The following is a 23,543-nucleotide window of genomic DNA, read 5'->3' as shown; positions in this document are numbered from 1 at the left end:
CGGTACGGAGGTGGCCTGGCGGCCACGGTCAGAACCGTACGAGCGCACCGGCCGCCGGGACGACGACGCGGACCCCCCAACCGTTGGTAGGGCCCGCGCCACCGTCGACGGTCGCGTTCGGGGAGCGGCAGGGAATTCGAAAAGCGGCAATGTGTTCTGCGCTTTTCCTGGAAGCACAAAAACCGTAAGCGGCGTTAATTGCGTGGTATAATGTTAACCGGCCTTTCCTGGGTGGCTTTGAATTGCGTTTTCCCTGCTTTTGGTGCGGGAGGCGGAACACTCCGCCACGGACGTCGCCGCCCAGGCCACAGCCGCCTCCCTCCCAGGGCGATCGACGGAGTTCCCCGCGGCTCGCATTTATGGCTGAAGCGTGCGAACCTGTGGGGCGCACCCCGAGGATTCCCCGGTGCCGAACCCCGTCCCCTGGCCTTGGAGCAGTCTTGTCCTCTTCCGTGCCGGTGCAGTCAGAGCAGTCAGAGATCGAACGCGAGCAGGCCTACCTGGCCATGCTGCACTCCCAGGTCGACATCCACCGTGAGAAACTCGCGCGGGAACTGGCCGAGGTGCTGCGCGAACCGGCGGAGACGGCCCAGGCCCAGGCCGAACGCGGCGCGGCGGTCGGCCGTCTGAACCGGAGGCTGGCCGCCTTCGACGCGGCCGAGCACGGACTGTGCTTCGGCAGGCTCGACTCGGTCGACGGCGGCCGCCGCTACCTGGGCCGCATCGGGGTGCGCGGCGCCGAGGAAGACGAGGAGCCGCTCCTGATCGACTGGCGGGCGCCCGCCGCGCGCGCCTTCTACACCGCGACCGCCGCCGCCCCCCAGGGTGTACGGCTGCGCCGCCACCTGCACACCCGGGAGCGCAGGGTGGTCCGGGTCGACGACGAGCTGCTGGACGGCACCGCCCCCGCCCCGGCGGACATGGAGCTGTGCGGGGAGGCCGCGCTGCTGGCGGCGCTGCGGGCCGAGCGGACCGGCCGCATGCGCGACGTCGTGGCCACCCTCCAGACCGAGCAGGACCGGATCATCCGCTCCCCGCACGCCGGGGTGATGGTCGTGCAGGGAGGCCCCGGCACCGGCAAGACCGTCGTCGCCCTGCACCGCGCCGCCTACCTGCTCTACAGCCACCCCCGGCTGGACGAGCGCGGAGTGCTGGTGGTCGGCCCGAACCCGGTGTTCCTCAGCTACATCAGCCAGGTCCTGCCCGGCCTGGGGGAGACCAGTGTGCTGCTGTCCACGGTGGGGGAGCTGTTCCCCGGCGTCACGGCCCTCGAACGGGAGGACGCCGCGGTCGCCGAGGTCAAGGGACGGCTGGTGATGGCCGAGGTGCTGGCCGCCGCCGTACGGGCACGCCAGGCGGAGGTGGGCGGGCCCGTCGAGGTGATCGTCGAGGGCGAGCCGCTGAGCCTGGAGCCGGAGCTGCTGATCGACGCGGCCGAACGGGCCCGTGCCGACGGGCTGCCGCACAACCTCGCCAGGCCCGTCTTCTGCCGGATCGTCATCGAGGAGCTGGCCCGCCGGATGGCGGGCGTGGTCGCCGGGATGGAGGAGCAGATCGAGGCCGACCTGGCGGGCCGGATCGACTCCGCCGCGCTGGAACAGGCCGTGGCCAAGGACCTGGCCGGGCTCTTCGGGCAGGACGCGCCGCCGGTCGACCGGCACGAGCGGGAGCGCGCCGAGTTCGAGGAGGCGGAACGGGCCTGGCTGAAGGCGCTGCCGTACGATCCGCAGGTGCGCGCGCTGCTGGAGTGGCTGTGGCCCGCGCTGACCCCGCAGCGGCTGCTTGAGGAGCTGTTCGCCGATCCCAGGGGGCTGGCCGAGGCCGCGCCGCAGCTGACGCCCGCCGAACGGGAACTGCTGCTGCGCGAACCCGGCGGCGGCTGGACCCCGGCCGACGTGCCGCTGCTCGACGAGGCGGCCGAACTGCTCGGTGAGGACCGCCGCGCCGAACGGGCCAGGCAGGCCAGGGAGCGCGCCAGGCAGATCGAGTACGCCCAGGGCGTCCTGGACATCGCGCGCGGCTCGCGCTCCGGCGAGGACGAGAACGACGACGAGGCCGAACTCCTCAGTGCCGCCGACCTGCTGGACGCCGAGTTGTTCGCCGGCCGCCATGAAGGACAGGATCTGCGCACGGTCGCCGAACGGGCCGCCGCCGACCGGACGTGGGCCTTCGGCCACGTGATCGTCGACGAGGCCCAGGAGGTCCCGCCCATGGCCTGGCGCCTGCTGGTACGGCGCTGCCCGACCCGTTCGTTCACGGTGGTCGGCGACATGGCCCAGAGCGGTCAGACGGCGGGCGCGCGCTCCTGGACGCAGGCGCTGGAGCCGTTCTTCGGGACGCGCTGGCGGCTTGAGCGGCTCACCGTCAACTACCGGACCTCGGCCGAGGTCATGTCCGCCTCGGACCGGGTGCTCACGGCGATCCATCCCGATCTCGAACCGGCGCGCGCCGTACGCGCGGGCGGCGTCCGGCCGTGGCGCGCCCGGGCCGAGGCGGCCGACCTGCCCGCCAGGCTGGCCGGCCTGGCGGCGCGGGAGGCGGCGGCAGGGACGGGGAGCGTCGCGGTGATCACGCCACGCGAGGACCTGGCACGGCTGGCCGAGGCCGTCCGCGCCGCCGTCCCCGACGCCTCCTGGGGACGGGAGCCCGACCTGGAACGACGCGTCGTGGTGCTGACGGCCCGCCAGTCCAAGGGGCTTGAGTTCGACTCGGTGGTGCTGGCCGACCCGCAGGCCGTGCTCGACGGCTCCTCGCACGGCCTCAACGACCTGTACGTGGCGCTGACCCGCGCCACCGAACGCCTGGCCGTGCTGCACCCCGGGCCGGTTCCCCCGGTGCTTGAGCACCTGGAGGAATGCGAGCCCTGAGGCGGTGCTCACACCGCCGGTGGGGCCGTCTCGGTCAGCCGCCCCTCGGACAGGCGCAGCCAGCGGCCGACCCCGACCTCGGCCAGGAACCGTTCGTCGTGGCTGACCACCACGAACGCCCCCCGGTAGGCGTTGAGCGCCGCCTCAAGCTGACCGACGCTGACCAGGTCGAGGTTGTTGGTCGGCTCGTCCAGCAGCAGCAACTGGGGGGCCGGTTCGGCGTACAGGACGCAGGCCAGGGTGGCGCGCAGCAGCTCACCGCCGGACAGCACCCCGGCGGGCAGGTGGGCGCGGGCGCCGCGGAACAGGAAGCGGGCCAGCAGGTTCATCCGCTCGGCCTGCGGCATGCCGGGCGCGGAGGCGGCCAGGTTCTCGGCCACGGTCAGGTCCGGGTCCAGCAGGTCGAGCCGCTGGGACAGGTAGGCGATGCGGCCCTCGGCCCGCCTGACCGTGCCGCCCTCCGGCTCCAGGTCGCCGTTGACCACACGTAGCAGGGTGGACTTTCCGGTGCCGTTGGGGCCGGTCAGGGCGATCCGCTCCGGGCCGCGGACGGTCAGGTCCAGGCCGTGGCCGGCGAACACGGGGCGCTCGCCGTAACGGACCTGCATCCGCTCGCCGAGGAAGACGGTGCGGCCCGCCGGGACGTCGGTCCCGGGCAGCTCCAGTGTGATCCTCTGCTCGTCGCGCAGGGCACGGCCCGCCTCGTCCAGGCGGGCCTTGGCGTCGCCGACCCGCGCGGCGTGCGTCTCCTGGGAGCGTGCCGCCGACTCCTGGGCGTTACGCTTCATCGTCCCGGCGAAGATCTTCGGCAGCCCGGCGCTCTTGAGGTTGCGGGCGGCGTTGCCCGCCCGGCGTTCGGCCCGCTCCCTGGCCTGCTGCATCTCCCGCTTCTCCCGCTTGACCTCCTGCTCGGCGGTGCGGATGTTCTTCTCCGCGACCTGCTGGGCGGCCCGTACGGCCTCCTCGTAGGCGGTGAAGTCGCCGCCGTAGAAGCGGATCTCGCCCCGGTCGAGTTCGGCGATGCGGTCCATGCGGTCCAGCAGCGCCCGGTCGTGGCTGACCAGCAGCAGGCAGCCGTTCCAGTTCTCGATCACGCCGTAGAGCCGGTGGCGCGTGTCGAGGTCGAGGTTGTTGGTCGGCTCGTCCAGCAGCAGGACGTCCGGCTGCCTGAGCAGCTGCGCCGCCAGGCCCAGGGAGACGATCTGGCCACCGCTGAGGGTGCCCAGGCGCCGGGTGAAGGGGATGTCGCCGAGACCGAGCCGGTCGAGCTGGGCGCGGGTGCGTTCCTCGATGTCCCAGTCGTTGCCGACGGTGGTGAAGTGCTCCTCGCTCGTGTCGCCGGACTCGATGGCGTCCAGCGCCCTGATCACCGGGGCTATGCCCAGGACCTCGGCCACGGTAAGGCCGCCGGTCAGGGGCAGGTTCTGCGGGAGGTAGCCGAGCACGCCCTCGACGGACACGCTGCCGCGGGCCGGCCGGTGCTCACCCGCGACGAGCTTGAGCAGCGTGCTCTTGCCCGCGCCGTTGGGCGCGACGAGTCCCGTACGGCCGCCGCCCACGGTGAAGGACAGGTCCTCGAAGAGCGGGGTGTCGTCGGGCCAGGAGAAGGAGACGTTGGAAAAGACGATGAACGACGCGTCGGACATGACGAAGACCTCAGATGTGCGCAGGGCGTACCGTGCCGCCCTGTGGCGGGAGAAAAGGGGAACGAAGGAAACGACGGCACGACCACGGCGACGCATCACGCGCTCCTGCTCGCGGCCTGCCATCCCGGGTATCACCCGGAGATGTCGTCGTCCCCTGCCATGTCCACTCTTTCGGTCTTTGTCACGGAATTCGCGAAACCTCGCGTCCGGCCATGGTAGCCGGGCTTCCCCGGGGACGCGAACGGTTAACGCGTCCCCGGGCGTACGGGAGGCGCCTCAGCGGTGTGGATGCCCGGCGTCGTCTCCCGGGCCGTGCGCCAGGTCGCGCGCCGGGCTGTGCGGCAGGCCGGACTCCTCGGCGGGCTCCGGCCGTACCCGCGCGAGGGCCCGGCCGGCCAGTTCGGCCAGATGGCCGACCCGGTAGTACAGCCGGGGCGGGACGCACGGGAGCAGCGCGGACTGCCGCTGGCACAGCAGCGTGAACGCCTGCTCCGGGGGCAGGCCGATGTAGCGCGGCAGGTTCTCGTACCACCGGGCACTGCGGCGGGCCGTGCGCTGGGCGGGGAGGATCACGGCCTTGCGCTCACGTTCGTAGCGGACCAGGGCGGACTGCAGCGGCAACCCGCTGTGCAACGCCCTGACCAGGAAGGCGGCGTCCCCCAGCGCCAGGGCGGTGCCCGCGCCGATGGAGTAGTGCGTGGTGTGCGCGGCGTCCCCGACCAGGACGAGGTTGCCGCGCTGCCACCTCCTGTTGGTCAGGGTGCGGAAGTTCAGCCAGTGCGCGGTGCCGCCTGGCTGGGAACGGCCGACCAGCGGGTGCCCGTCCAGGGTGTCGGCGAACAGCTTCTCCAGTACGGCGAGGCTGTCGGCCTCGTTCGTCTGGTCGAGGCCGAGCCCCCGCCAGGTCTCGGGGGAGCACTCCACGACGCAGGTGCTGTGGCCGCGGTCGAACCGGTAGCCGTAGCACCAGATCCAGCCGTGCGCGGTCTCCACGAAGGCGAAGACGAAGGTCTCGAAGACCTTGGTCGTGCCGAGCCACATGTAGACGTTGCGTCCCGTCTCGACCTTGGTGCCGAAGTGGTCGGCGTGGCGTTCACGCATCACGCTGTTGACACCGTCGCCCGCCACGACCAGGTCGGCGTCGGCGACCTCCTCCTCGGCGGCGATCTCCCGTTCGAACTCGACGTGGACGCCGAGGGAGCAGGCGCGTTCGGTGAGGATGTCGAGCATCCGCTGCCTGCCGATGCCGTAGCCGTTGGTCCCGGGCTGCGACGCCACCGTCGTGTGGCCGTCGAAGTACGCGACCTCGGTGTCCCAGCGGACGGAGTTCTCGCCGATGACGCGCGCCGACTCGGGGTCCACGTTGTGCAGGTCACCGAAGAGCTCGTCCAGGTAGGTCACGCCCCAGCCGTGCGTCGAACCGGCGGGGTTGCGCTCGTAGATGGTGATGTCGTGAGACGGGTCAACCAGCTTCATCAGGATCGAGAAGTACAGGCTGGCGGGTCCACCGCCGACGCAGGCGACCTTCACATGGACTCCCGTTGCACCGCAAGGTAATCAGATCGTGACAGAGAGTAACATGTGCGGTGTGTGGGGCGGCCATCCCATCCGGCCGAGTCCCGGTCATGAGATGGCCAATTATCGGGAAGATCCCAAACCGGTCATGCCGGCGGCGCCGTACCAGGCGGCCGGTGGCCTGGCGGACGGGGGACGACGGCCACGGGCCCGCGGGCGTGGCCGAGCAGGGAGTGGACGGTCGAGCCGAGGAGCGCGACCCGCCCCGGGGCACCCACGACGACCAGCTCCGCGGTGGCCGAGGCCTCGGCGAGCACTCCGGCCGGGTGCCCGTGCACCACCTGTTCGACGAGGGGGACGTCGGGGAACCTCTCCCGCCAGCCCGCCAGCGACTCGGCCAGCAGCCGTTCCTCCTCGCGGCCGACGCCCTCGACGTCGTAGACCAGCGGCTGCATGTCACCGGGGAACGCGGCCACCGGGTGGGTCCAGGCGTGTACGGCCCGCAGCGGCAGGCGGCGCAGCAGCGCCTCCTCGAAGGCGAAGCGCAGGATGTGCTCCTGCCCGGGTTCCCCGGTCGCGCCGACGACGACCTCCCCGCCGCCCTCCTCGCGCGGGCGCACGACCACCAGCGGGCAGGGGCAGCGGACGGCGAGGTCACGGCTGACCGAGCCGAGCAGCAGCCCGGTGAACCCGCCGCGTCCCCGGCCGCCGACCACGACGAGCTGCGCGGTCCCGGCGGCGGCGGCGATCGCCTCCGCGGCGGCGCCGTCGAGGACCTCGGTGGTGATCTCGGTGGAGGGAGCCTCGGCGCGCGCCCGTTCGGCGGCCCGGGCGAGCAGTTCACGGCAGGCGGCCTGCGACGCGGGCCCCCAGTGCGCGGGCTGCGGGACGAGCGGGACGTCGTAGGCCCAGCGCAGGGTGACGTGCACCAGGCGCAACGGCGCCCGCCGCAACGCGGCCGCCGTGGCCGCCCAGGCCGTCGCGTCGAGAGAGGCCTCGGAACCGTCGACGCCGGCGACGACGGGCTCTGTCATGGTCATTACCTTGCTCCGTCCGTGCCACGCTCGCGTGTTCCCCTTCCTAGATGCTCCCCGGTCCTCCGACCTGCGGGGTAGGGGCGAACGTCCCACGGGAACCGGCGGCGGGGGCCGGGAGCCGGGCAAGCAGGCGGAAGGTCCCGGCGGGGTGGGACTTTCCGCCCTGCCGCTTCCCACGGTCCTGCGCCGACCATGAAGAGGGAGGTGACCACGATGGCCGGAGACCACGATGTCGTCGTCGGCACCGGCCTCTCCGGGACGGACGGGGCGCTCCCGCGGCACGGCGCCGAGCCCTGTCGCGGTCGTCCCGGCCCTGGTGAGGCCGGGAAGACCGGGGAAGGAACACACGTGCCCGGCCGTTCCCTGGGTACGGGGGAGCATGGCAGGAAGGGGAGACAGGTCATGACGGTGCGGGTGATGGACGTCATGGGGCTGGTGGCCATCGCGGTCCGCCCCGAGGCGACGTTCGCCGAGCTGGTCGCGACGATGCGCCGCTTCAAGGTGGGGGCCGTCGCGGTGATCGACGCCGAGGGGCGCCCCGTCGGGGTGGTGTCCGAGGCCGATCTGCTGCTGAAGGAGATCGCCGCCCAGAGCGGGCCGCCGAGCGGGGAGGACGTTCGCGAGAAGCCGGGCAGGACCGCAGGGGAGCTCATGAGCAGGCCCGCGCTGACCGTCACCCGCCAGACCCCGGTGCGGGAGGCGGCCCGGCTGATGCACGCCAACCGGATCAAGCAGCTGCCGGTGGTCGACGCCGCCAGCGGGAAGATCGCCGGGACCGTGCACCAGGCCGACCTGCTGAAGGTCTTCATCAGGCCCGCCGCCGACATCCTGACGGAGATGGCCGACGCCGTCGCCGATCTGGGGCTGAACACGGGCGGCCTGACGATCACGATCGAGGGGTCCGTGATCCGCGTCGAGGGACGTGTGGCCAGACGCTCGCAGATCGCCGCGCTCGTGGAGGCGGGCCGCAGGATCGAGGGGGTCGTCGACGTCGAGGCCGACATCGCCTACGACCGCGACGACGTGCTGAGCGCCTCCTCGGCCCGCCTCTGAGCGGCACCCGGGGCGGACCGGCCCGCACGAAGGGGGAAGAGCATGCCCGAACCCACCGCACCCGTCGTCGTCGCGACCGACGGCTCACCGTCGGCCACGGCCGCCGTGCGATGGGCCGCCGCCGACGCGGCCCGCAGGGCGCTGCCCGTGCTGATCGTGCACGTCGTCGAACGCTGGCCGTACGGGATCTCGGCGTTTCCCCCGCAGGGGTGGCAGGACGCGATGGCCGAGGCCGGTGACCGGGTGCTCACCGAGGCGGCGCAGGCCGCGACGGAACGCACGCCGGGCATCGACGTGACCACCGAGCTGGCCGGGGGAACGCCCGCCGACGTCCTGCGTGAGCGGGCCGCCACCGCGACCGAGCTCGTCATCGGCGGCCGGGGGACGGGCGGTTTCGCCGGCGCGCTGCTCGGTTCGACGGTCCTGCGGCTGGCCGGGCACGTCAGGGGCGCCGTCGTGGTCGTCAGGGCCGGGCAGGACGGCCCCGGCGAGGAGGTCGTCGTCGGCGTCGACGGCTCAACCGACGGCGCGGCGGCCCTCGGCTTCGCCTTCGAGCAGGCCCGGCTGCGCGGCGCCGTCCTGCGGGCGCTGTGCGCCTGGCACGTGCCGCTGCGCACCGTCATGCCGGACAGCGCCCACGACGTCACCGGGATCCAGCGGGAACAGCAGCGGGTGGTCTCGGAACGGATGGCCCCGTGGCGGGAGATGTATCCCGGGATCGAGGTCGTCGAGGAGGTGACCTACGGCCATCCGGTCTCGGCCCTGACGGACGTCTCCGGCCAGGCGGCCCTGCTGGTCGTCGGCTCCCGGGGACTGGGCGCGGTCGGCTCGGTGGTGCTGGGGTCCGTCAGCCGGGACGTGCTCCAGCACGCCCGCTGCCCGGTCGCCGTGGTCCGCCCCTGAGGCCGTCGCCTCCCCACGTGCCCACCCGCCGAAGGCCCGGCCGGGTCCAAAGTCCCGGGACGGACGGGTCCGCCGCCTCTGGGGAGTCCCGTTCCCCCGGCAGAGACTTGACCTGAGGCAGGAATCCGCACGCCCATGAGGAGGACGAGATGACAGACTTCCCGGCCAGGGGTACCCGTGACGTCGTCGTCGCGGCCGACGGCTCGGCGGGGGCGAAGGACGCGGTCGCATGGGCCGCCGACGACGCCTTCCGCAGGCACGTGCCGCTGCGGATCGTGCACGTCGTGGAACGCGGCCCCTATGACATCCCCCGTTTCTCCACCCTCGAATGGCCGGGACCCCTGGTCCTGAGCGGCAGGAAGATCCTGGAGGAGGCAGAACGGGAGGCGCGCGAACGCCAGCCGTCGGTGGAGGTGGGCACCGAGCTGATCGAGGGTGACCTCGTCCGGTCCCTGACGGAACAGGCCGCGGGCGCGGTGGAGATCGTGCTCGGCAGCAGGGGGCTCGGCGGTTTCACCGGGGCCCTGCTCGGTTCGGTGAGCACCCGGGTTGCCGTGCACGCCCACGGCCCGGTGGTCGTCGTCCACCCCGGCGGTGGGGCGCGCCGCGAGGTCGTCGTCGGCGTCGACGACGATCCGCACTGCGAGCCCGCGCTGGCCTTCGCCTTCGAGCAGGCCGCGCTGCGCGGCGGCCCGCTGCGCGCCGTACACGCCTGGCAGCTTCCGGTGCACGCCTTTGCGCCGGAGATCGTCTACGACATGGACGAGATCCGCCGCGCGCAGTTCCGGGTCGTCAAGGACCGGGTCGGCGCCTGGCAGGAGAAGTTCCCCGAGGTGACCGTGCTGGAGGACGTCCAGAGCGCCCACCCCGTCGACGCCCTCGTCGACGCCTCGGCCACGGCGGACCTGGTCGTGGTCGGCTCGCACGGCAGGAGGGCCGTCGCCGCCGCGCTGCTGGGATCGGTCAGCAGGGGAGTGCTGCACCACGCGCGCTGCCCGGTCGCGGTCGTCCGTTCCTGAACCCCGAAGACCCATCCGCACGTGTGAGGAGAGACCATTGATCCTGGTGGGAGTCGACGGGTCACGATCCGCGCTCGAAGCCGTGAGCTGGGCCGTACGGGAGGCCGGGCTGCGCCGTACCGGCCTGCGGGTCGTGCACGTCATGCCCTCCTGGCCCCTGGAGGCGGGTGAGGGCACCCCGCACACCGAGGTCGGCCGGTGGATGCGCGAGGGCGCCGAGTCCACGCTGGAAGACGCGCTCGGCCGGATCCGCGAGGCGGGCGGCGACGTGGAGGTGACGTCGGAGCTGCTGCCCGGTGGCGACCCCAGACGGGCCCTGATCGAGGCGGCGGCGGACGCCGGGCTGCTGGTCGTCGGCAGCCACGGGCTCGGCGGATTCGAGGGCATGCTGCTGGGCTCGGTCGCGCTGGGGGTCGCCGGGCACGCGCCCTGCCCCGTGGCCGTCGTACGGCGTGCGCCCGTCCAGCCGCGCGGACGGGTGGTCGTCGGCGTCGACGGCTCCCCGGCGGGGGCGGACGCCGTGGCCTTCGCCTTCGCCGAGGCCGAGACCAGGGGCGCGGAGCTGCACGCGGTGCACGCCTGGAGCCGGCCCATCGTGGGCTGCGGGCCGTTCGCGCTCGCCGACGCAGAGGAGGCGGCCCAGCGGGAACGGCGCGTGCTGGCCGAGGCCCTGGCGGGCCAGGGCGAACGTCACCCGGACGTCAAGGTCGTCGAGTGGCTGGAGTACGGCCATCCGGTCGAGGCGCTGCGGGAGGCGTCACTGGAGGCCGACCTGCTGGTGGTCGGATCACGCGGACGCGGCGACCTGAAGGGGTTGCTGCTCGGCTCGGTGAGCCACTCGCTGCTGCACCACGCCGCCTGCCCGGTGGTCGTGACCCCCTTCCCGGGAAGGGCTCCCGGAAGGGACGGAGATCGCGAGTCCGCCCCACGTGCGGCTTCGCACAGGACGTGAGAACCCTCGCAGGGGGATATGCCATGGGTACACGAAGAACTCCCGACCGCCGGGTGGCCCTCGTGGCCGCGGCCCTGGGCGCCGGGACCGTCCTGACGGCCTGCGCCCCCGGTGTCGTCCTCACCGCGGGGCCGCCTGCGGGCGCGCCCGCCCTCGTGTTCACCGATGTCCTTGAGGAGCACAACGCCCAGGACGTGTTCTTCGCCCAGCGGATGATCCAGCACCACCGGCAGACGCTGATCATGACCGAGATGGCCGCGGCACGCGCGGCGGACCCCGAGGTCAGGGCGACGGCCGAACGGGTCGGACGGGCCCAGAAGGCCGAGATCGACCAGCTGACCGCCTGGCTGAAGGGCTGGGGGGACCAGGTCCCGCCCCCCGATCCGTGCATGAGCCCGGGCAACGGCGACGTGAGGTGTCGTGGAGACGAGGACGTCGGACCCGGCGCGGACCGGGGACCGTACGTGATGGACCCCTCCGACCTGGAGGCGCTGAGCAGGACGTCCGGGGCGGACTTCGACCGGATGTTCCTGAACCTGATGATCCGCCACCACAGCGATGAGATCGCCCTGGCCGGGATCGAGCAGCGGGACGGGTTGTCGCCGAAGGCCAAGGCCCTGGCCTCCTCGATCACCACGGCCAGAACCGCCGAGATCGTCCACATGCGGTCGATGCTCGTGCGGTTCTGAACGGGTTCTCCGGCTCCGCCACGCCGTTGTGGAGGAGCCGCCCGGGCGGTCTGGGGATGAGTCCGCCCGGGCTCGAAGGGCGCGCCCCCGCCGAGGGTGCGCCCCCGATGCTCCGTGCCGGCCGGGGCCGGCACGGTCTCACGGTCCCGGAGGGCCGTCAGACAGGCAGCACCCGCAGGGCGGGGTAGTTGACCGAGTTCAGGTACAGCTTGTCGGTGCCGTGTTCCTTCTCCAGCTCCAGGACGAACCGGTAGCGGTAGAGCCCCGGCTTGGCGTCGCTCATCACCGCCCCGGCCCAGTAGTAGTAGACGGCGGTGTACTCGTCGCGCATCCGGTCGGGACCGCCGTAGACCTTCAGCTCGGTCATGATCCGGCGTTCGGCGACGTCGTCCTCGTCACCCTTCTCGACGTCGAGGAAGACCAGGTTGTTGATCTTCGGCATCGGGGGCCAGGTGCCGTCGGGACGGCGGTGCATGTCGATCGGGCGGATGATCCAGTTGATCACCTGGCCCTGCTTGCAGATGGTCTCCAGGTGGTCACCACCCTGGCCGACGCCGCCGACGCTGTTGTCCATCATGTAGAGGCAGCCGTCCAGGGACTTCGTCGCGGCGGCCCTCTCCATGTCGACGAGGGTCACCACGTTCAGCTGGACGGAGTTGAGCTGGCCGCGGTCGGCGAAGTCCGTGGCCGCGTACGCCTGGGTCATCGGCCTTACCTTCCCTCTGGGGCGGGACCGGCCAGGACGGGCCTGGCGGTCGGAGTGAACGGCGTGCTGACGGTGCCGAGCAGGAAGGAGAGCCGGTAGGGGACCGGTTCGGTGATGTCCTGCTTGACCTCGGCGGTCCAGAACACGATGTCGGTTCCGGGGTACACCTTCCGCACGGGCTCGGCGATCCGCGGGTCGATCTCGATGTCGGTGAGGGACACGTAGGTCTCGCACTCAAGCGGGAGCACGTTCCACAACAGGGTGTCACCCTTGTGCACCAGGCTGCGCAGCCCGGGGGTGCCGAACCCGGTCGACCCGGCGGCCCTGTTGGTGTCGTAGAGGTAGAGGTTGTCGTCCAGGTTCTCCGACGCGAGCGCGGCCACGGGGTCGACCACCGCGGTGATCGTCACGGGCCGGGCGGGCCGGCGCTGGGACTGTCTGGTTCTCGGGGGCATGCGGCTCCTCCGTTTCGAAGACGTTCCGGCTCGGTCCGGGTCAGCCGGCGGCCGGGACGGGCGGCAGCGGAAGCACGCCCAGTCCGGCGCCGGTGAACCCGTTGCGCTTCGGATCGCTGATGATCTTCAGGCTTGACGTGCAGGTCAGGTCGACGGACTCCCAGACCAGCTCGTCGTTGCGCTCGACCAGCTCGTGCAGCTGGACGTGCACGGTGTACGAGTAGACGCCGGGCCTGCTCGTGTCCACGGTCGCGGCCCAGTACCAGCCGTCGTAGACCATGTCGGGCGAGCCGTACTGGGCCGGGTAGATGATCTTCTCGGTGACGGCCGGGCCGGTGATGTCGGTGATCACCGGGGCCGGGTAGTTGTAGGCGTCGGCGCCGCTGGTGGTCTTGCCGGTGACGTCCAGCAGCTTGGCCGCGGTGAGCCCGCGCCCGCTTTGCCGGCCTGCGCGCTTGCCGACCCGCTGCTGCAGCCGCTTGAGGTCGGCCTCGCTCACGCCGCCCTCGCCGCTGAGCGCGGCGAGCTCCTCCAGCGTGCGCCGGTCGTCGGCGCGCTCCTGCTCGGCCAGGTAGTTGCGCGGCACCGTCGGGGGGATCGCCCCCAGCGCCGCGGGCAGCCAGTTCAGCACCTGCTCGGTCGCCTGCGACCCGTCGAGGAAGTAGGTGCCGGGCACGATCGTTTCAAGCTGTTCGGTTCCCACTCCGGTGGAACCGATGAACTTCATGTTGTCGAACCAGTACGTGTTCCCGTCGAGCGAGCGCGTCTTCAGCGCGTTCTCGACATCGAAGAGCACGATGATCCCGTGTTGCTGGGCCATGAGACCGCCTTTCGCGGAACAGGGTTCACACGCGCAGCAGCGCGGGTGAGTCGACGTACAGCACGCTGTTGGGTCCTTCGTGGAGCTTGAGGGAGAGCCGGTACCGGTAGGGCACACCGGGCACCATGTCGTAGGGCACGACGCCCTCCCACACCAGCAGGTCGTGGTTGTCGTGCCCGTTGGAGGCCGTGGTGTCGACGCCCAGGGCGGGCACGACGGCGGACTCCACCGGGTACGGCTGCGCGGCCTGACCGGTCGTTTCGTCCGGGAGCGGGGCGACCGCGCCGGACAGGAACTCGATGGACTGGATCTCGACCGGGGTCTGCACGTCCACGTGGATGGGCGTCCAGTGGACGACCTGTCCCGGGACCACCGCCGTGACGAGGTCGGGAGTCCCCTGGTGCTGGCTCCCGGCCGTACTGTCGTCGACCAGCGAGAGATTGCCGTTGTGCAGCGTCCGGTCGGACAACGCCCCGACGGCGTCGACCATCACGACGATGTTGACCTTTTCCTTCATCTGTCCTCCCGTGTCGGGTGTCATTCGGGCACCTGGACGGCCAGGCGCTCAGCCCCGGTCTCTGACCAGGGGCGTCTTGCCGACGGTGGTCCGTTCGATCTGCGGCGACGCGGGCGGTACGAACACCAGGCGGAAGTCGTAGCCGGTCTGCTCGATGGCCGCCGCGTTGGCCTCCCGGTCGTTGAAGAGCGACAGGGAGGCGGGCAGCGCCTGGAGGAACAGCCGCCGCGTCCCGCTCGCGCCCAGCGCCCGCTCGACGGCCGCGGTCGTACCGTCGGGGTCGTCCACCGCCGCGAGCAGGGTGAGGGTCCGGTCCTCACGGTGGTTGTGGAACTGGAGCTCGTGCGCGATCAGGTCCAGGTCGACGCCGGTCGCCGAGCGCAGCCGCGTGCGCAGGGCCGCGTAGGCCAGCGTCGCCGAGTACTGGCTGTCGTTGAGGTGCAGCACGTCGGCGGTGCGTCCGGCGAACTCGAACCTCTCGGTGCGCAGCCCGGGGCCGTCCAGGGCGGGTCGGCGGATCATCCGGTCCCCGAGCTTGAGGCGCAGCAGCGGCGCCTCGTCGGCGTGCAGCCGGGTGACGACCAGCTCGCCCTCCTCGCCTTCGGCGACGGCGCGGCCGTGCTCGTCCACGATCTCCACCAGGTGCAGCCCGGGTACGGCGGACAGCGCGGGCGAGGTGTGGTCGAGCTGGAGCCCGATGCACTCGGCCTGGGTCGCGGCGAAGTAGCTGAGGATCGACACGTTGGGGAAGAACGCCTGCAGCTCGTCACGCTTGCGCTGCGGCAGGGAGCCGCTGCCGTACATGGCGACCCGGAAGTCGGCCCTGGCCTGCGGGGACAGGCCCGCGCCCAGTTCGGGCAGGAGCGCGATGCCGGCGGTGATGCCCATCAGGGCCTTGTGGCCGGGGTAGGAGAACATGTGCTCCAGCACCGGCGCGCTGACCGGTCCCGCGCCGATGTAGTTGACCCCGGGGACGCTCGCCAGGACGCCGCCGACCATGGTCCCGCTGCTCCACATCTGGTAGTCGGCCAGGGTGGTGAACAGCCAGCGCGGCGCGGGACCGCGCAGGTAGCGGTTGAGCTGGTAGGCGCCCATGAACGCCCCGGAGATGCGGTAGGTGTCGCGCAGCTCCCGCAGGGAGTACACGATCTCCAGGGGCGTGCCGTCGCCGGTGCCGCCGCTGGCCACGACCTCGAACCCGCCCCGGTCGAGCGGCACGACCATCCCGGCCCGCGGGCCCATGAACATGTCCCGCTGCACGATCTTGTCCGACAGGGGGATCCGCTCCCACTCGGTCATGTCGGCGGGGACGTCGCGGATGCCGAAGTAGTGCAGCCGCTCGCGCCACAACGGGTTGAGCAGGCTGATGCCGACGAGCTGCTGCAGGCGGCGGAACACCAGCGCGTTCTGCAGGTCGAGCGGGGACTCGCAGTACGGGACGCCGGTGAGCCGCCCGCACTCGTCCAGCCTCTCCGCGAACGACGTCAGCCGGGTGACGTCGTCGACCGAGCGGGGCCGTAGCTCCTCCTCGGGGATCAGCTGTGCCGCCAGCCGCGCCGAGGCGGCGATGTCAAAATCCGTAATTGTCATGATTGACTCCCGTTCCGCTGGTCGTGCCGGGCCGTGGCGCTCGCGCGCAGCACCCGTTGCCCGATGTCCCTGATCTCGGCGATGAGCATGGCCAGGTGATCGGCGTCGATCAGGTGGTTCATCACCACCACCCGCAGCGCCGCCACCCCCTGGATGTCGACCTTGGAGATGAAGAAGCGCCCGCCGCCCCGTATCCGGTTGCGGATCTCCAGCTGCAACCGGTGCGCGGCCGCCGGTTCCATCCCGTCCGGCAGATACCGGAAGCACAGGATGTTGGACTCCGGCTCGTGCGCCACGGCGAAGTCCGGCTCGGCGGCGATCATCCGGTGCGCCTGCCGGGTCACCTCGCACAGCCGGTCGATCTTCTGCTCGAACAGCGCCGGGCCGTAGACCGACCAGACCGTCCAGAGCGGCATGATCATCGGGCGCTTGGTGCACTCGAAGTTCTTGTCCGCGCTGTCGTAGGCGCTGTATATGTCCGGTTCCTCGTCGAAGACATAGCTGGCGCGCTGCTGGAACGCTCCGCGCGCCGCCGTACGGTCCCGGTAGAACAGCAGCGTGCACGGCGCCGGCATGAACAGCATCTTGTGGGCGTCCCAGGTCAGGGAGTCGGCCAGTTCGATGCCGCGCAGCTTGTCCCGGTGCTGCTCCGACAGCAACAGGCTCGCCCCGTGCGCTCCGTCCACGTGGAGCCAGAGCCCGTGGCGGCGCGCCAGGGCGGCGAGGTCCTCCAGCGGGTCGAAGGCGCCGAGCGACGTGGTTCCGGCCGAGGCCACCAGGCAGAACGGCCGCAGGCCGCGTCGTTTCGCCTCGTCCAGCACCGACCCCGCCAGGTCGGGGCGGATTCGTCCCGCCTGGTCGACCGGCAGCCGGATGATCTGTCCTTCACCGATGCCCAGCACCCCGGCCGCCCGGGTCACGCTGTAGTGGGCCTCCTCGCTGATCGCGATGGCCGGCAGGCCCGGCGCGCCACCGGCGCCGCGCGTCCAGATCTGCGGGAAGGCGTGGTTGCGGGCGGCCAGCAGCGCGGTCAGGTTGGCCAGGGAGCCCCCCGACGTCGTCACCATGGCGAACCGGTCGCGGTCCCAGCCGATGAACCGGTTGAGCTCCTCGGCCATGAGCCGCTCGGCGACGTTGGGGAGCTGCCCGGCCTCGTAGAAGGAGGAGGGCTGGTTGACCACCGAGCCGACCAGGTCGATGAGACCGGCCAGCGGCACCACGCCGGAGAACTGCCGCCCCATGTAGCCGGGGGAGTGGACCGGGATCCCGGTCTCGGTGTACAGGTCGACGATCTGCTTCACCCGGTCGGCGTCGAAGTCGGCGACGCGCTGCCGTTCGGGGGTCATCAGTCCCCGTGCGGCCTTGAGCAGCACCTGCGGGTCGATGAGGTCGAGTCCCCGGACCGACCGGTCGCCCAGATAGGCCGTCAGGCGGTCGACGATGTCCAGAGCGCCTTCGTGGAAACGTCCCGGGTCGAAGGCCGCGGTGAGGCCCGATGCGGAGTGCCAGAGGTCCTCACCGGTCGTCGGCTCGGGAAAGGAACTCTGGACATCGGAAAGTGAACTCGTCACGAATGATGCTCCAAATGATCCGGCGTCGAGAACTCTTACATCTCGATAGGAATTCGAAAATGGCGGCTCGAACTCTTCTTCGGACGCGTGGGATTCTCGCGGAAAATGCGTTTTCTACGGTGGTGCATCGAGCAGCAAAGGAACTCCGGTGCCCGAGGGCGCGCGGAGTCAGTCATGTCTTCGCAGGTCCGTCCCGGGGGGTAGAACGGTCCAACGCGGAGGGAGAACCCCGATCGACGGCATGGGAGAACCCGAAGAACTTTCGCTTTCCCCTGTTTTAGCCGTTCGACCGGCGCTGGTCGGTCCGGCGGTTCCGCCGGTTCTCAGGACCTGGTGAGGTCCTGTAGCCGGCGCAAAAGCAATCCGTCCCGAATTCCGTCCGCCGCACACGTTGGCACGCCCTTCATGCAGCAGACCTAATCATTAATGGCAGGAGTGATGCAAGTCGAGCGATAGGCGCGGATGGCGCGGTTACACATTGTGACCGAGGTGGGATGATGTTCTGTAAGTTATTACCGTTCGGTAAATGTGAGTTTTTCTCGCGAACCTTGATCAAGCTCGGGTTTTGAAATCCACGCCCTTGGTGGCCCGCTCTTTCAACGGGACGTTTCTCCTGTATGCGGCAGCTTTCCCGAAACACGCTAGAAGCCCTAGGTGGGCTACATGTCAGCCTTCTTCGGCGTGTCGGTCATAAAAGTGGACACTTCTTATGTTTCTGGGTGGTGTCATGTCAACGGCATCCTGCGCGTGCCACCTTGGGCTGGACGGTGCCGTTTCACCGGACGCGGCGAGCCGTGATCGCCGATCTCGCGCGCTCTGCCGCCGGGCACGGGGAGCCTCTGGAACGCGAGCCGGCTCGGGTGCCCGGCGTGCCCTACGGGGACGTCACGCCGGCGGCGTCCGTCGCGCAGGCCTTCACCGCTGCCGGGGATTTCAGGCCCGCTCTCCCCGTTCCGCGCGGGGAGGTCCCGCGCCGGGACCGGCGATGGGCCCGCGTCAGGCCTCCGGCCGGTCCACGGCTCCGGACATGGGACGGCCCAGCAGGCCCGTGGCGACGGCCGCGACGTGCGGGGCCAGGTCGGCGGTCCGCGCCCTGGCCAGGGCGGGGGTGGCCACGACCGAGCGCAGGATGCCGATGCCGACCAGCCAGGCGCTGAGCAGTTCGGCCCGCAACTCGGCGTCGTCACCCTCGGCCAGGTCCCGCAGGGCGTTGACGTAGGTGTGGCAGACCTCCTCGCGGAGGTGCCGCCGGGTGTCCTCGTGGGCGGAGGAACGCAGCAGGGCGACGAGGGGGTGCTCGCCGCCGTACTCCGTCCAGTCCTGGTCGACGACCGTGCGCACCATGCGGGCGACCAGTTCCTCGTTCGGCCCGTCGAGCAGGTCGGGGGCCAGGTCGGCGGCGGTGGCCTCCTCGAAGAGCCGCTTCTTCGAGCCGAAGTAGCGGAAGATCAGGGTGGCGTCGACGTCGGAGTCTCCGGCGATATCACGGACGCTGGTGGCGTCGTAGCCGTCGCGGGCGAAACGCAGTCTGGCGGCCTCCAGCAGACGTGCCCGGGTGGCCTCCCTGTCTCTCTTCCGCAACGCGGGCCCCTCCCTGTGTCATCGACCGTTGACATTCTACGTGGGGCCCGTGCTACGTTCCCTCAAGTCAGCGTTCGATGACTTAAAGGGGGAAATATGCGGACATATGTGGTTGCGGGGGGAACGAGCGGGATGGGGAGAGGACTGGCCTTACACTTCCTGCGCCGGGGCGACCGGGTGACGGCCGTGGGCAGCGATCCGGCCAGGGGGCGGCGTTTCCTCGAAGAGGCCGCCGGGCTGGGCGCGGGAGAACGGGCGACCTTCCTGCGGGCCGACCTGACCTCGGTCGCGGAGAACGCCCGGGTGATCAAGGAGGTCGGGGAGCGGTACGACGCACTGGACGGTCTGGTGTCCACCGCGATCCGTCACTTCCCCCGGAGGACCGAGACCGCCGACGGCTACGAGTCCACCTTCGCCCTCTACTACGTCAGCCGCTTCCTGCTCGCCTACGGCCTGACCGGCCTGCTCGAACGCGGCGAGAACCCGATGATCGTGAACGTCTGCGGGGTCGGTATCACCAAGGGACGGGTCCACTGGGACGACCTGTCGCTCCGGCGTGGCTACGGCGGAATCAGGGCCCTGCTGCAGGGCGGGCGGGCCACGGACCTCCTGGGTGCCGCCTACGCCGCCAACCACCCGGACGGCCGTGTCCGCTATCTGCTGCACCATCCGGGCTTCACCGACAGCGGCACCGACAGCCTCGGGCAGCCGGCCAAGGCGGCCGTCAAACTGCTGGCCAGGATCGCCGCCCAGCCGGTCGAGAAGGCCATCGCGCCGATCATCGAGCTGATGGACGACCCGCCGGGCGGAGGTGGGCTGCTGGCCTACGACCGCCGCCGCCCGCTCGATCCCGCGCTGTCCTCCCTCGACCCGGACGCCGCCCGCCGCCTGTACGACCTGACCGCTCACCTGCTGAACCTCTAGCCGTACGGCCAGAGCACCGGGAAACAGGAGCGGCCTCATGACCGGCGGCGACGCCGTGGCGACCTGCCTGCTGAAGCGGTCGCGGCACCGTCGGGACGGGCCGGTGCCCGGAGGGGCGGCGGCTGATGAACCGCTGGCCCGGATGTACAAGGCGTGGTTCCGCGCCAGACGTTGAACCATATGGTTCACTGATGGTATGGTGAACCACATGGTTCAGCGAGAGGTTCTCGACCAGGTGTTCGCGGCGCTCTCCGACGGGACGCGCCGCGACATCCTCGTCCGGCTCGGCGAGGGACCCGCCACGGTCTCCGAACTGGCCGAACGCGCGGGGATCACGGTCACCGGGCTGGCCAAACACGTCAAGGTCCTCGAAGAGGCGGGCCTGGTCGCCACCGAGAAGGTCGGCAGAGTACGGCAGTGCCGCCTCGGGCCGGAGCGCCTCACCGACGTGACGGCCTGGATCGGCCGCTACCAGCGGCTCTGGGAACGCCGCATGGACGGCCTGGACATCTATTTCACCCTGAGGAAAGGCACCGAGCGATGAACGACGCCTCCCAGCTCCGGATCACCCGGGTGCTCCCCGCCACCCCCGAGGAGGTCTTCGACGCCTACACCGACGCGGACAAGCAGAAGATCTGGTTCTCCATCCTCGACGAGCGCCCCGGCGTCGTCGAGATCGAGGTGGACCTGCGCGTCGGCGGCGTGCAGACCGCCGCGTGGGGGCCGGATGAGGACAACCTGTTCCGCGAACGGCAGACCTTCCTGGTGGTCGAGCGTCCGAACCGGCTGGTGTCGGAGGTGACCGGCAGCTCGCCCGACGGCGCGACCCTGACGACGCACGTCGAGGTCACCTTCGCCGAGCAGGCGGACGGCCAGACCTTGATGACCGTCGTCCAGTCCGGCTTCCCGACCGAGGAGACCCGTGACTTCTTCGCCAGGGAGGCGTGGGCGGGCGCGCTCGACCGGATCGAGACGTTCCTGCGGCGCGCGCCCCAGGACGCCCGGTGAGTCACGGGGAACGAGGAGCGAGCGTTCTGCGCAGGCCGTACACGACGGCCCCCGCGGCCAGCACCGCGCAACCGGCGACGACCGAGGAGAGCGGCAGGGAGAAGGCGAGGACGAGGCATCCGGCCAGGCCGACAAGAGGAATCGGCCGTGGCGGACGTCCCTGTGCCGGGCCGAGGGTCCAGGCGCTGACGTTGGCGATGGCGTAGTAGACCGGCACTCCGAAGGAGGAGAAGCCGATCGCGCCGCGCAGGTCCGCCGTACCGGCCAGGACCACCACGGCCGCGACCGCCACCGCGTGCGCCTGCTCCGGCCGCCCGCGCCGCCGGGGCGAGGCGGCGAAGACACCGGCGCCGATCATTGACCCCAGGCCGACGACCACCGCGTCGGCCGGTCCCAGGCGCCGCGCCAGCCGTTGCTGTCCGGTGCGAGCCATGGGCGACCTCCGGCGGGATCGGACGTACGGGGGCCTCGCGCTCCGACCGTAGTGGCCGCAGTCCGCCGATCCCAGCCGGGACGTTCTCTCAGCGGGGTGTCACCCGGGCGTGTTCGTGCACCGCAGGTTGAAGGACGCCCAGTTGGAATAGGAGTGGGTGGGGGAGAGGATCTCGATCGCCTCCGAGTGGGTCCCCGGCGCGCCGATCAGCCAGGTCGTGCTGACCGACCTGGTCGTCTGGCCGAGGCCGAAGTACACCTCCTGTATCGGAGCGGAGGCGTTGTCGCTGCGGATCCAGCGGTAACGGACCGTTTCCGGGGTGAGCAGCACCGAGATCTGGCCGGTGAAGGTGAAGGTGTGCCCGCGTGAGCAGTCACCGCTCCAGCTTGTGGGGCTGACCCACACGTTGGCGGTGGGGTAGGCCAGGGCGCCGGAGGCCCCGGCCGGGGGCGGGCCGATGACGGCTCCCGCCGGTGTCGCCGGAATCGCTGCCGCCACGCTCAACGCGGCGATCGCCGCCATTCGCGTCCAGTGCATCGTTGTTCCTCTCGTGAGGCCGGTGCGCTCAGTGAACAACGGCTCACAGAACCGGTCCATGACCGTCGGCGCCGAGGACGTTCACACCGCGACCGACGCCCCGCCCCGTCGGCCCCGTCAAGGACGGAAGTCGTCGGCGTGCTCCCGGGCCCACTCGGCGAACGTCTGGGCGGGCCTCCCGGTGAGTCTCTCGACGATGATCGAGGTCTCCGGGACGGCCCTGGTGCCCGCCTCCCAGGCACGCATGATCGCCTCGACCCCCATCCGGGGGATCTTCTCGCTCAGATCGGCCCGCGCCTCCTCGGGCGTCACCACCTCGACCGGGATCTCCCTGCCGATGGCCGCGCCGATGTGCCCGACCTGTTCGCGCAGGGTGAGCGCCTGCGGGCCGTACAGCGTGTAGGCCTGCCGCCCGTGCCCCTGCTCGGTCAGCGCCCGTACCGCGACCGCCGCCATGTCCCGTTCACCGACCGGGGCGATCATCGAGTCCGGGTACGGCAGCCGCACGGCCTCGCCCTTCTTGATCGGCTCCGTCCACCACCAGCGGGTGTTGGTCGCGAACATCCCCGGGCGGACGAAGGTCCACGAGATCCCGGACTCCTCAAGGGCCGACTCCACGGCCCGGTGCTCGCGCGCTATCGGGTTGTGGGCGGAACCGGGTTGCACGACCGCGGCGGAGGAGAGCAGCACCACGTGCCGCACCCCGGCCGAACGCGCGGCCGTCACGAACCCGTCGACGCCCTCTGACCTGGCGTAGAGGAAGACCTGCGAGGCGCCCTCCAGCGCGGCGGGCAGGGTGTGCGGCGCGTCCAGATCCGCCGCCACGTGGGAGCCGTCCGGGGTTCTGCTCGTCAGCCGGACCGGCACGTCCAACGCGGCCAGACCCGCGGCGACGTGGCGGCCGACACTTCCCCTGGCGCCGAAGACAACGGTGACCATCGTGTGGGTTCTCCTATTCGTCTTCCTCGGTCTGCTCATCGGTGAGCAGACTGACGAGCTGGGTGCGAAGGATCCGCCGGGTCTGCGGTGACAGCGGGTCGCCACCGAGGACGTCCTCGACGAGCTGCGGCATCGTGACGGGCGCGAGCGTGATCGCGTAGGCGGCCAGGAGCGCGAACGCCGGGTCGATCCCGGTGCGGACCTCACCGTTCTCCTGCCGTCTTCTGGCCTCGGCCACCGTCGCGACCGTCTTCTCCCGCTGCTGTTCCGCCCGCAGCCGTTCCTCCTCGGCGTCGGCGAACGGGCAGTCGCCCAGCGCCTGCCAGGCCACGAACCTGGCCCAGTCGGGCCGGTCGAACGTCGCGTCGAGGTAGGCGCGGATCCGTCCGGCGAACGAGGCCCCCGGCGGGACGATCGTCGCCTGGATCTCCTCCCTCCGGCACCGGAGCTCGTCGAGCAGCCCCTGCTTGCCGCCGAAGTGGTAGGAGATGAGTTGCTGGTTGACCCCGGCCCGCGCGGCGATGCACGCCGTACGGGCTCCGGCGTAGCCCTTGGCGCCGAACTCGGCGACGGCCGCGGCGAGGAGGCGTTCTCGTGTCTCCTCCGCCGTCCGCGCGCGCCCGTCCGGAGAGGGCTTCCTCGACGAGGCCATGTGGATCACGATAGTCAACCATTTGATTGAACGAGGACTTCTCCGGGGCCGCCGTGCGGCGGCGGGGCGGCGGATGCGATGCTCCTCGAAGAGGGTGCCCGGCGCCGGTCCTCACGTGGCGAAACCACC

The 23,543-nt window shown here is 71.2% G+C and carries 24 protein-coding genes; 10 read left to right on the top strand and 14 right to left on the bottom strand.

Annotation, left to right across the window (positions count from 1 at the left end; translation table 11 throughout):
- Positions 1-452 precede the first annotated feature (452 nt).
- Complete coding sequence (locus ACIBVQ_RS31900; RefSeq protein WP_399182022.1) at positions 453-2,867, top strand: HelD family protein; 2,415 nt, start codon at positions 453-455, stop codon at positions 2,865-2,867.
- An 8-nt stretch (positions 2,868-2,875) separates the two neighbouring features.
- Here ACIBVQ_RS31900 and ACIBVQ_RS31895 read toward each other — a convergent pair whose 3' ends face one another.
- From ACIBVQ_RS31895 to ACIBVQ_RS31885, 3 genes are all read right to left on the bottom strand, one after another.
- Positions 2,876-4,513 carry an ABC-F family ATP-binding cassette domain-containing protein gene (locus ACIBVQ_RS31895; RefSeq protein ID WP_399182020.1) on the bottom strand — a complete coding sequence of 546 codons (1,638 nt, stop codon included), beginning with the start codon at positions 4,511-4,513 and terminating at the stop codon, positions 2,876-2,878.
- Positions 4,514-4,789: 276 nt separating this feature from the next.
- Positions 4,790-6,043: an FAD-dependent monooxygenase gene (locus ACIBVQ_RS31890; protein WP_399182018.1), complete on the bottom strand. Its 1,254-nt coding sequence runs from the start codon at positions 6,041-6,043 to the stop codon at positions 4,790-4,792.
- A gap of 131 nt (positions 6,044-6,174) precedes the next feature.
- Positions 6,175-7,062 (bottom strand): universal stress protein, encoded by an 888-nt coding sequence (locus ACIBVQ_RS31885; protein ID WP_399182016.1) that lies wholly within the window; start codon positions 7,060-7,062, stop codon positions 6,175-6,177.
- A gap of 405 nt (positions 7,063-7,467) precedes the next feature.
- Between ACIBVQ_RS31885 and ACIBVQ_RS31880 the strand changes: the two genes are divergently transcribed.
- The 5 genes from ACIBVQ_RS31880 (at position 7,468) to ACIBVQ_RS31860 (ending at position 11,681) form a co-directional block, all read left to right on the top strand.
- Positions 7,468-8,118 (top strand): CBS domain-containing protein, encoded by a 651-nt coding sequence (locus tag ACIBVQ_RS31880; protein ID WP_399182014.1) that lies wholly within the window; start codon positions 7,468-7,470, stop codon positions 8,116-8,118.
- Positions 8,119-8,160: 42 nt separating this feature from the next.
- Positions 8,161-9,021, top strand: a complete 861-nt coding sequence (locus ACIBVQ_RS31875; RefSeq protein ID WP_399182012.1) for a universal stress protein — start codon at positions 8,161-8,163, stop codon at positions 9,019-9,021.
- 149 nt (positions 9,022-9,170) lie between these two features.
- Positions 9,171-10,040: a universal stress protein gene (locus ACIBVQ_RS31870; protein ID WP_352013403.1), complete on the top strand. Its 870-nt coding sequence runs from the start codon at positions 9,171-9,173 to the stop codon at positions 10,038-10,040.
- Between the two features lie 46 nt (positions 10,041-10,086).
- A complete protein-coding gene (locus ACIBVQ_RS31865; RefSeq protein WP_399182071.1) occupies positions 10,087-10,992 on the top strand; it encodes a universal stress protein in 906 nt (301 codons plus the stop codon).
- A gap of 23 nt (positions 10,993-11,015) precedes the next feature.
- The gene (locus tag ACIBVQ_RS31860; protein WP_399182009.1) at positions 11,016-11,681 is read left to right on the top strand and encodes a DUF305 domain-containing protein; all 666 of its coding nucleotides are present in this window, start codon (positions 11,016-11,018) and stop codon (positions 11,679-11,681) included.
- Between the two features lie 157 nt (positions 11,682-11,838).
- Here the strand turns inward: ACIBVQ_RS31860 and ACIBVQ_RS31855 are convergent, their stop codons facing one another.
- The 7 genes from ACIBVQ_RS31855 to ACIBVQ_RS31825 form a co-directional block, all read right to left on the bottom strand.
- Positions 11,839-12,387, bottom strand: coding sequence for a hypothetical protein (locus ACIBVQ_RS31855; RefSeq protein WP_352013405.1), 549 nt, complete (start codon positions 12,385-12,387; stop codon positions 11,839-11,841).
- Positions 12,388-12,392: 5 nt separating this feature from the next.
- Entirely contained in the window at positions 12,393-12,842 is a 450-nt protein-coding gene (locus tag ACIBVQ_RS31850) for a hypothetical protein (protein ID WP_352013406.1), read from the bottom strand.
- A 40-nt stretch (positions 12,843-12,882) separates the two neighbouring features.
- Positions 12,883-13,662 (bottom strand): hypothetical protein, encoded by a 780-nt coding sequence (locus ACIBVQ_RS31845; protein WP_352013407.1) that lies wholly within the window; start codon positions 13,660-13,662, stop codon positions 12,883-12,885.
- A gap of 25 nt (positions 13,663-13,687) precedes the next feature.
- Complete coding sequence (locus ACIBVQ_RS31840; protein ID WP_399182006.1) at positions 13,688-14,179, bottom strand: hypothetical protein; 492 nt, start codon at positions 14,177-14,179, stop codon at positions 13,688-13,690.
- 48 nt (positions 14,180-14,227) lie between these two features.
- Complete coding sequence (locus ACIBVQ_RS31835) at positions 14,228-15,769, bottom strand: hypothetical protein (RefSeq protein ID WP_399182004.1); 1,542 nt, start codon at positions 15,767-15,769, stop codon at positions 14,228-14,230.
- Entirely contained in the window at positions 15,766-17,340 is a 1,575-nt protein-coding gene (locus tag ACIBVQ_RS31830) for a pyridoxal phosphate-dependent decarboxylase family protein (protein WP_399182001.1), read from the bottom strand. Before ACIBVQ_RS31830 ends, ACIBVQ_RS31835 begins: the two co-directional genes overlap by 4 nt.
- Before the next feature lie 996 nt (positions 17,341-18,336).
- Positions 18,337-18,921, bottom strand: a complete 585-nt coding sequence (locus ACIBVQ_RS31825; RefSeq protein WP_386196458.1) for a TetR family transcriptional regulator — start codon at positions 18,919-18,921, stop codon at positions 18,337-18,339.
- A 96-nt stretch (positions 18,922-19,017) separates the two neighbouring features.
- On the opposite strand from ACIBVQ_RS31825, the gene ACIBVQ_RS31820 reads away from it, so the two are divergent.
- Genes ACIBVQ_RS31820 through ACIBVQ_RS31805 form a run of 4 tightly spaced genes read left to right on the top strand, consistent with a single transcriptional unit; the run spans position 19,018 to position 20,853 of the window.
- Positions 19,018-19,845 carry an SDR family NAD(P)-dependent oxidoreductase gene (locus tag ACIBVQ_RS31820; RefSeq protein WP_399181999.1) on the top strand — a complete coding sequence of 276 codons (828 nt, stop codon included), beginning with the start codon at positions 19,018-19,020 and terminating at the stop codon, positions 19,843-19,845.
- A gap of 37 nt (positions 19,846-19,882) precedes the next feature.
- Positions 19,883-20,020: a hypothetical protein gene (locus tag ACIBVQ_RS31815; RefSeq protein WP_399181997.1), complete on the top strand. Its 138-nt coding sequence runs from the start codon at positions 19,883-19,885 to the stop codon at positions 20,018-20,020.
- 33 nt (positions 20,021-20,053) lie between these two features.
- A complete protein-coding gene (locus tag ACIBVQ_RS31810; protein WP_352013413.1) occupies positions 20,054-20,389 on the top strand; it encodes a metalloregulator ArsR/SmtB family transcription factor in 336 nt (111 codons plus the stop codon).
- On the top strand, positions 20,386-20,853 hold the full coding sequence (locus ACIBVQ_RS31805; protein ID WP_362911952.1) for an SRPBCC domain-containing protein: 468 nt from the start codon (positions 20,386-20,388) through the stop codon (positions 20,851-20,853). Before ACIBVQ_RS31810 ends, ACIBVQ_RS31805 begins: the two co-directional genes overlap by 4 nt.
- 1 nt (position 20,854) lies before the next feature.
- Here the strand turns inward: ACIBVQ_RS31805 and ACIBVQ_RS31800 are convergent, their stop codons facing one another.
- The 4 genes from ACIBVQ_RS31800 to ACIBVQ_RS31785 form a co-directional block, all read right to left on the bottom strand.
- Positions 20,855-21,286 carry a hypothetical protein gene (locus ACIBVQ_RS31800; protein WP_399181994.1) on the bottom strand — a complete coding sequence of 144 codons (432 nt, stop codon included), beginning with the start codon at positions 21,284-21,286 and terminating at the stop codon, positions 20,855-20,857.
- Between the two features lie 99 nt (positions 21,287-21,385).
- A complete protein-coding gene (locus tag ACIBVQ_RS31795) occupies positions 21,386-21,823 on the bottom strand; it encodes a hypothetical protein (RefSeq protein ID WP_399181992.1) in 438 nt (145 codons plus the stop codon).
- 117 nt (positions 21,824-21,940) lie between these two features.
- Positions 21,941-22,762: an NAD(P)H-binding protein gene (locus ACIBVQ_RS31790; RefSeq protein WP_399181989.1), complete on the bottom strand. Its 822-nt coding sequence runs from the start codon at positions 22,760-22,762 to the stop codon at positions 21,941-21,943.
- 13 nt (positions 22,763-22,775) lie between these two features.
- Entirely contained in the window at positions 22,776-23,414 is a 639-nt protein-coding gene (locus ACIBVQ_RS31785) for a TetR/AcrR family transcriptional regulator (RefSeq protein WP_399181987.1), read from the bottom strand.
- Positions 23,415-23,543 lie beyond the last annotated feature (129 nt).

Origin of the sequence: Streptosporangium sp. NPDC049376 (assembly GCF_044466505.1) — a bacterium.
Taxonomy (GTDB): Bacteria; Actinomycetota; Actinomycetes; order Streptosporangiales; family Streptosporangiaceae; genus Streptosporangium.
This window is presented reverse-complemented; position numbering and strand designations above follow the sequence as displayed.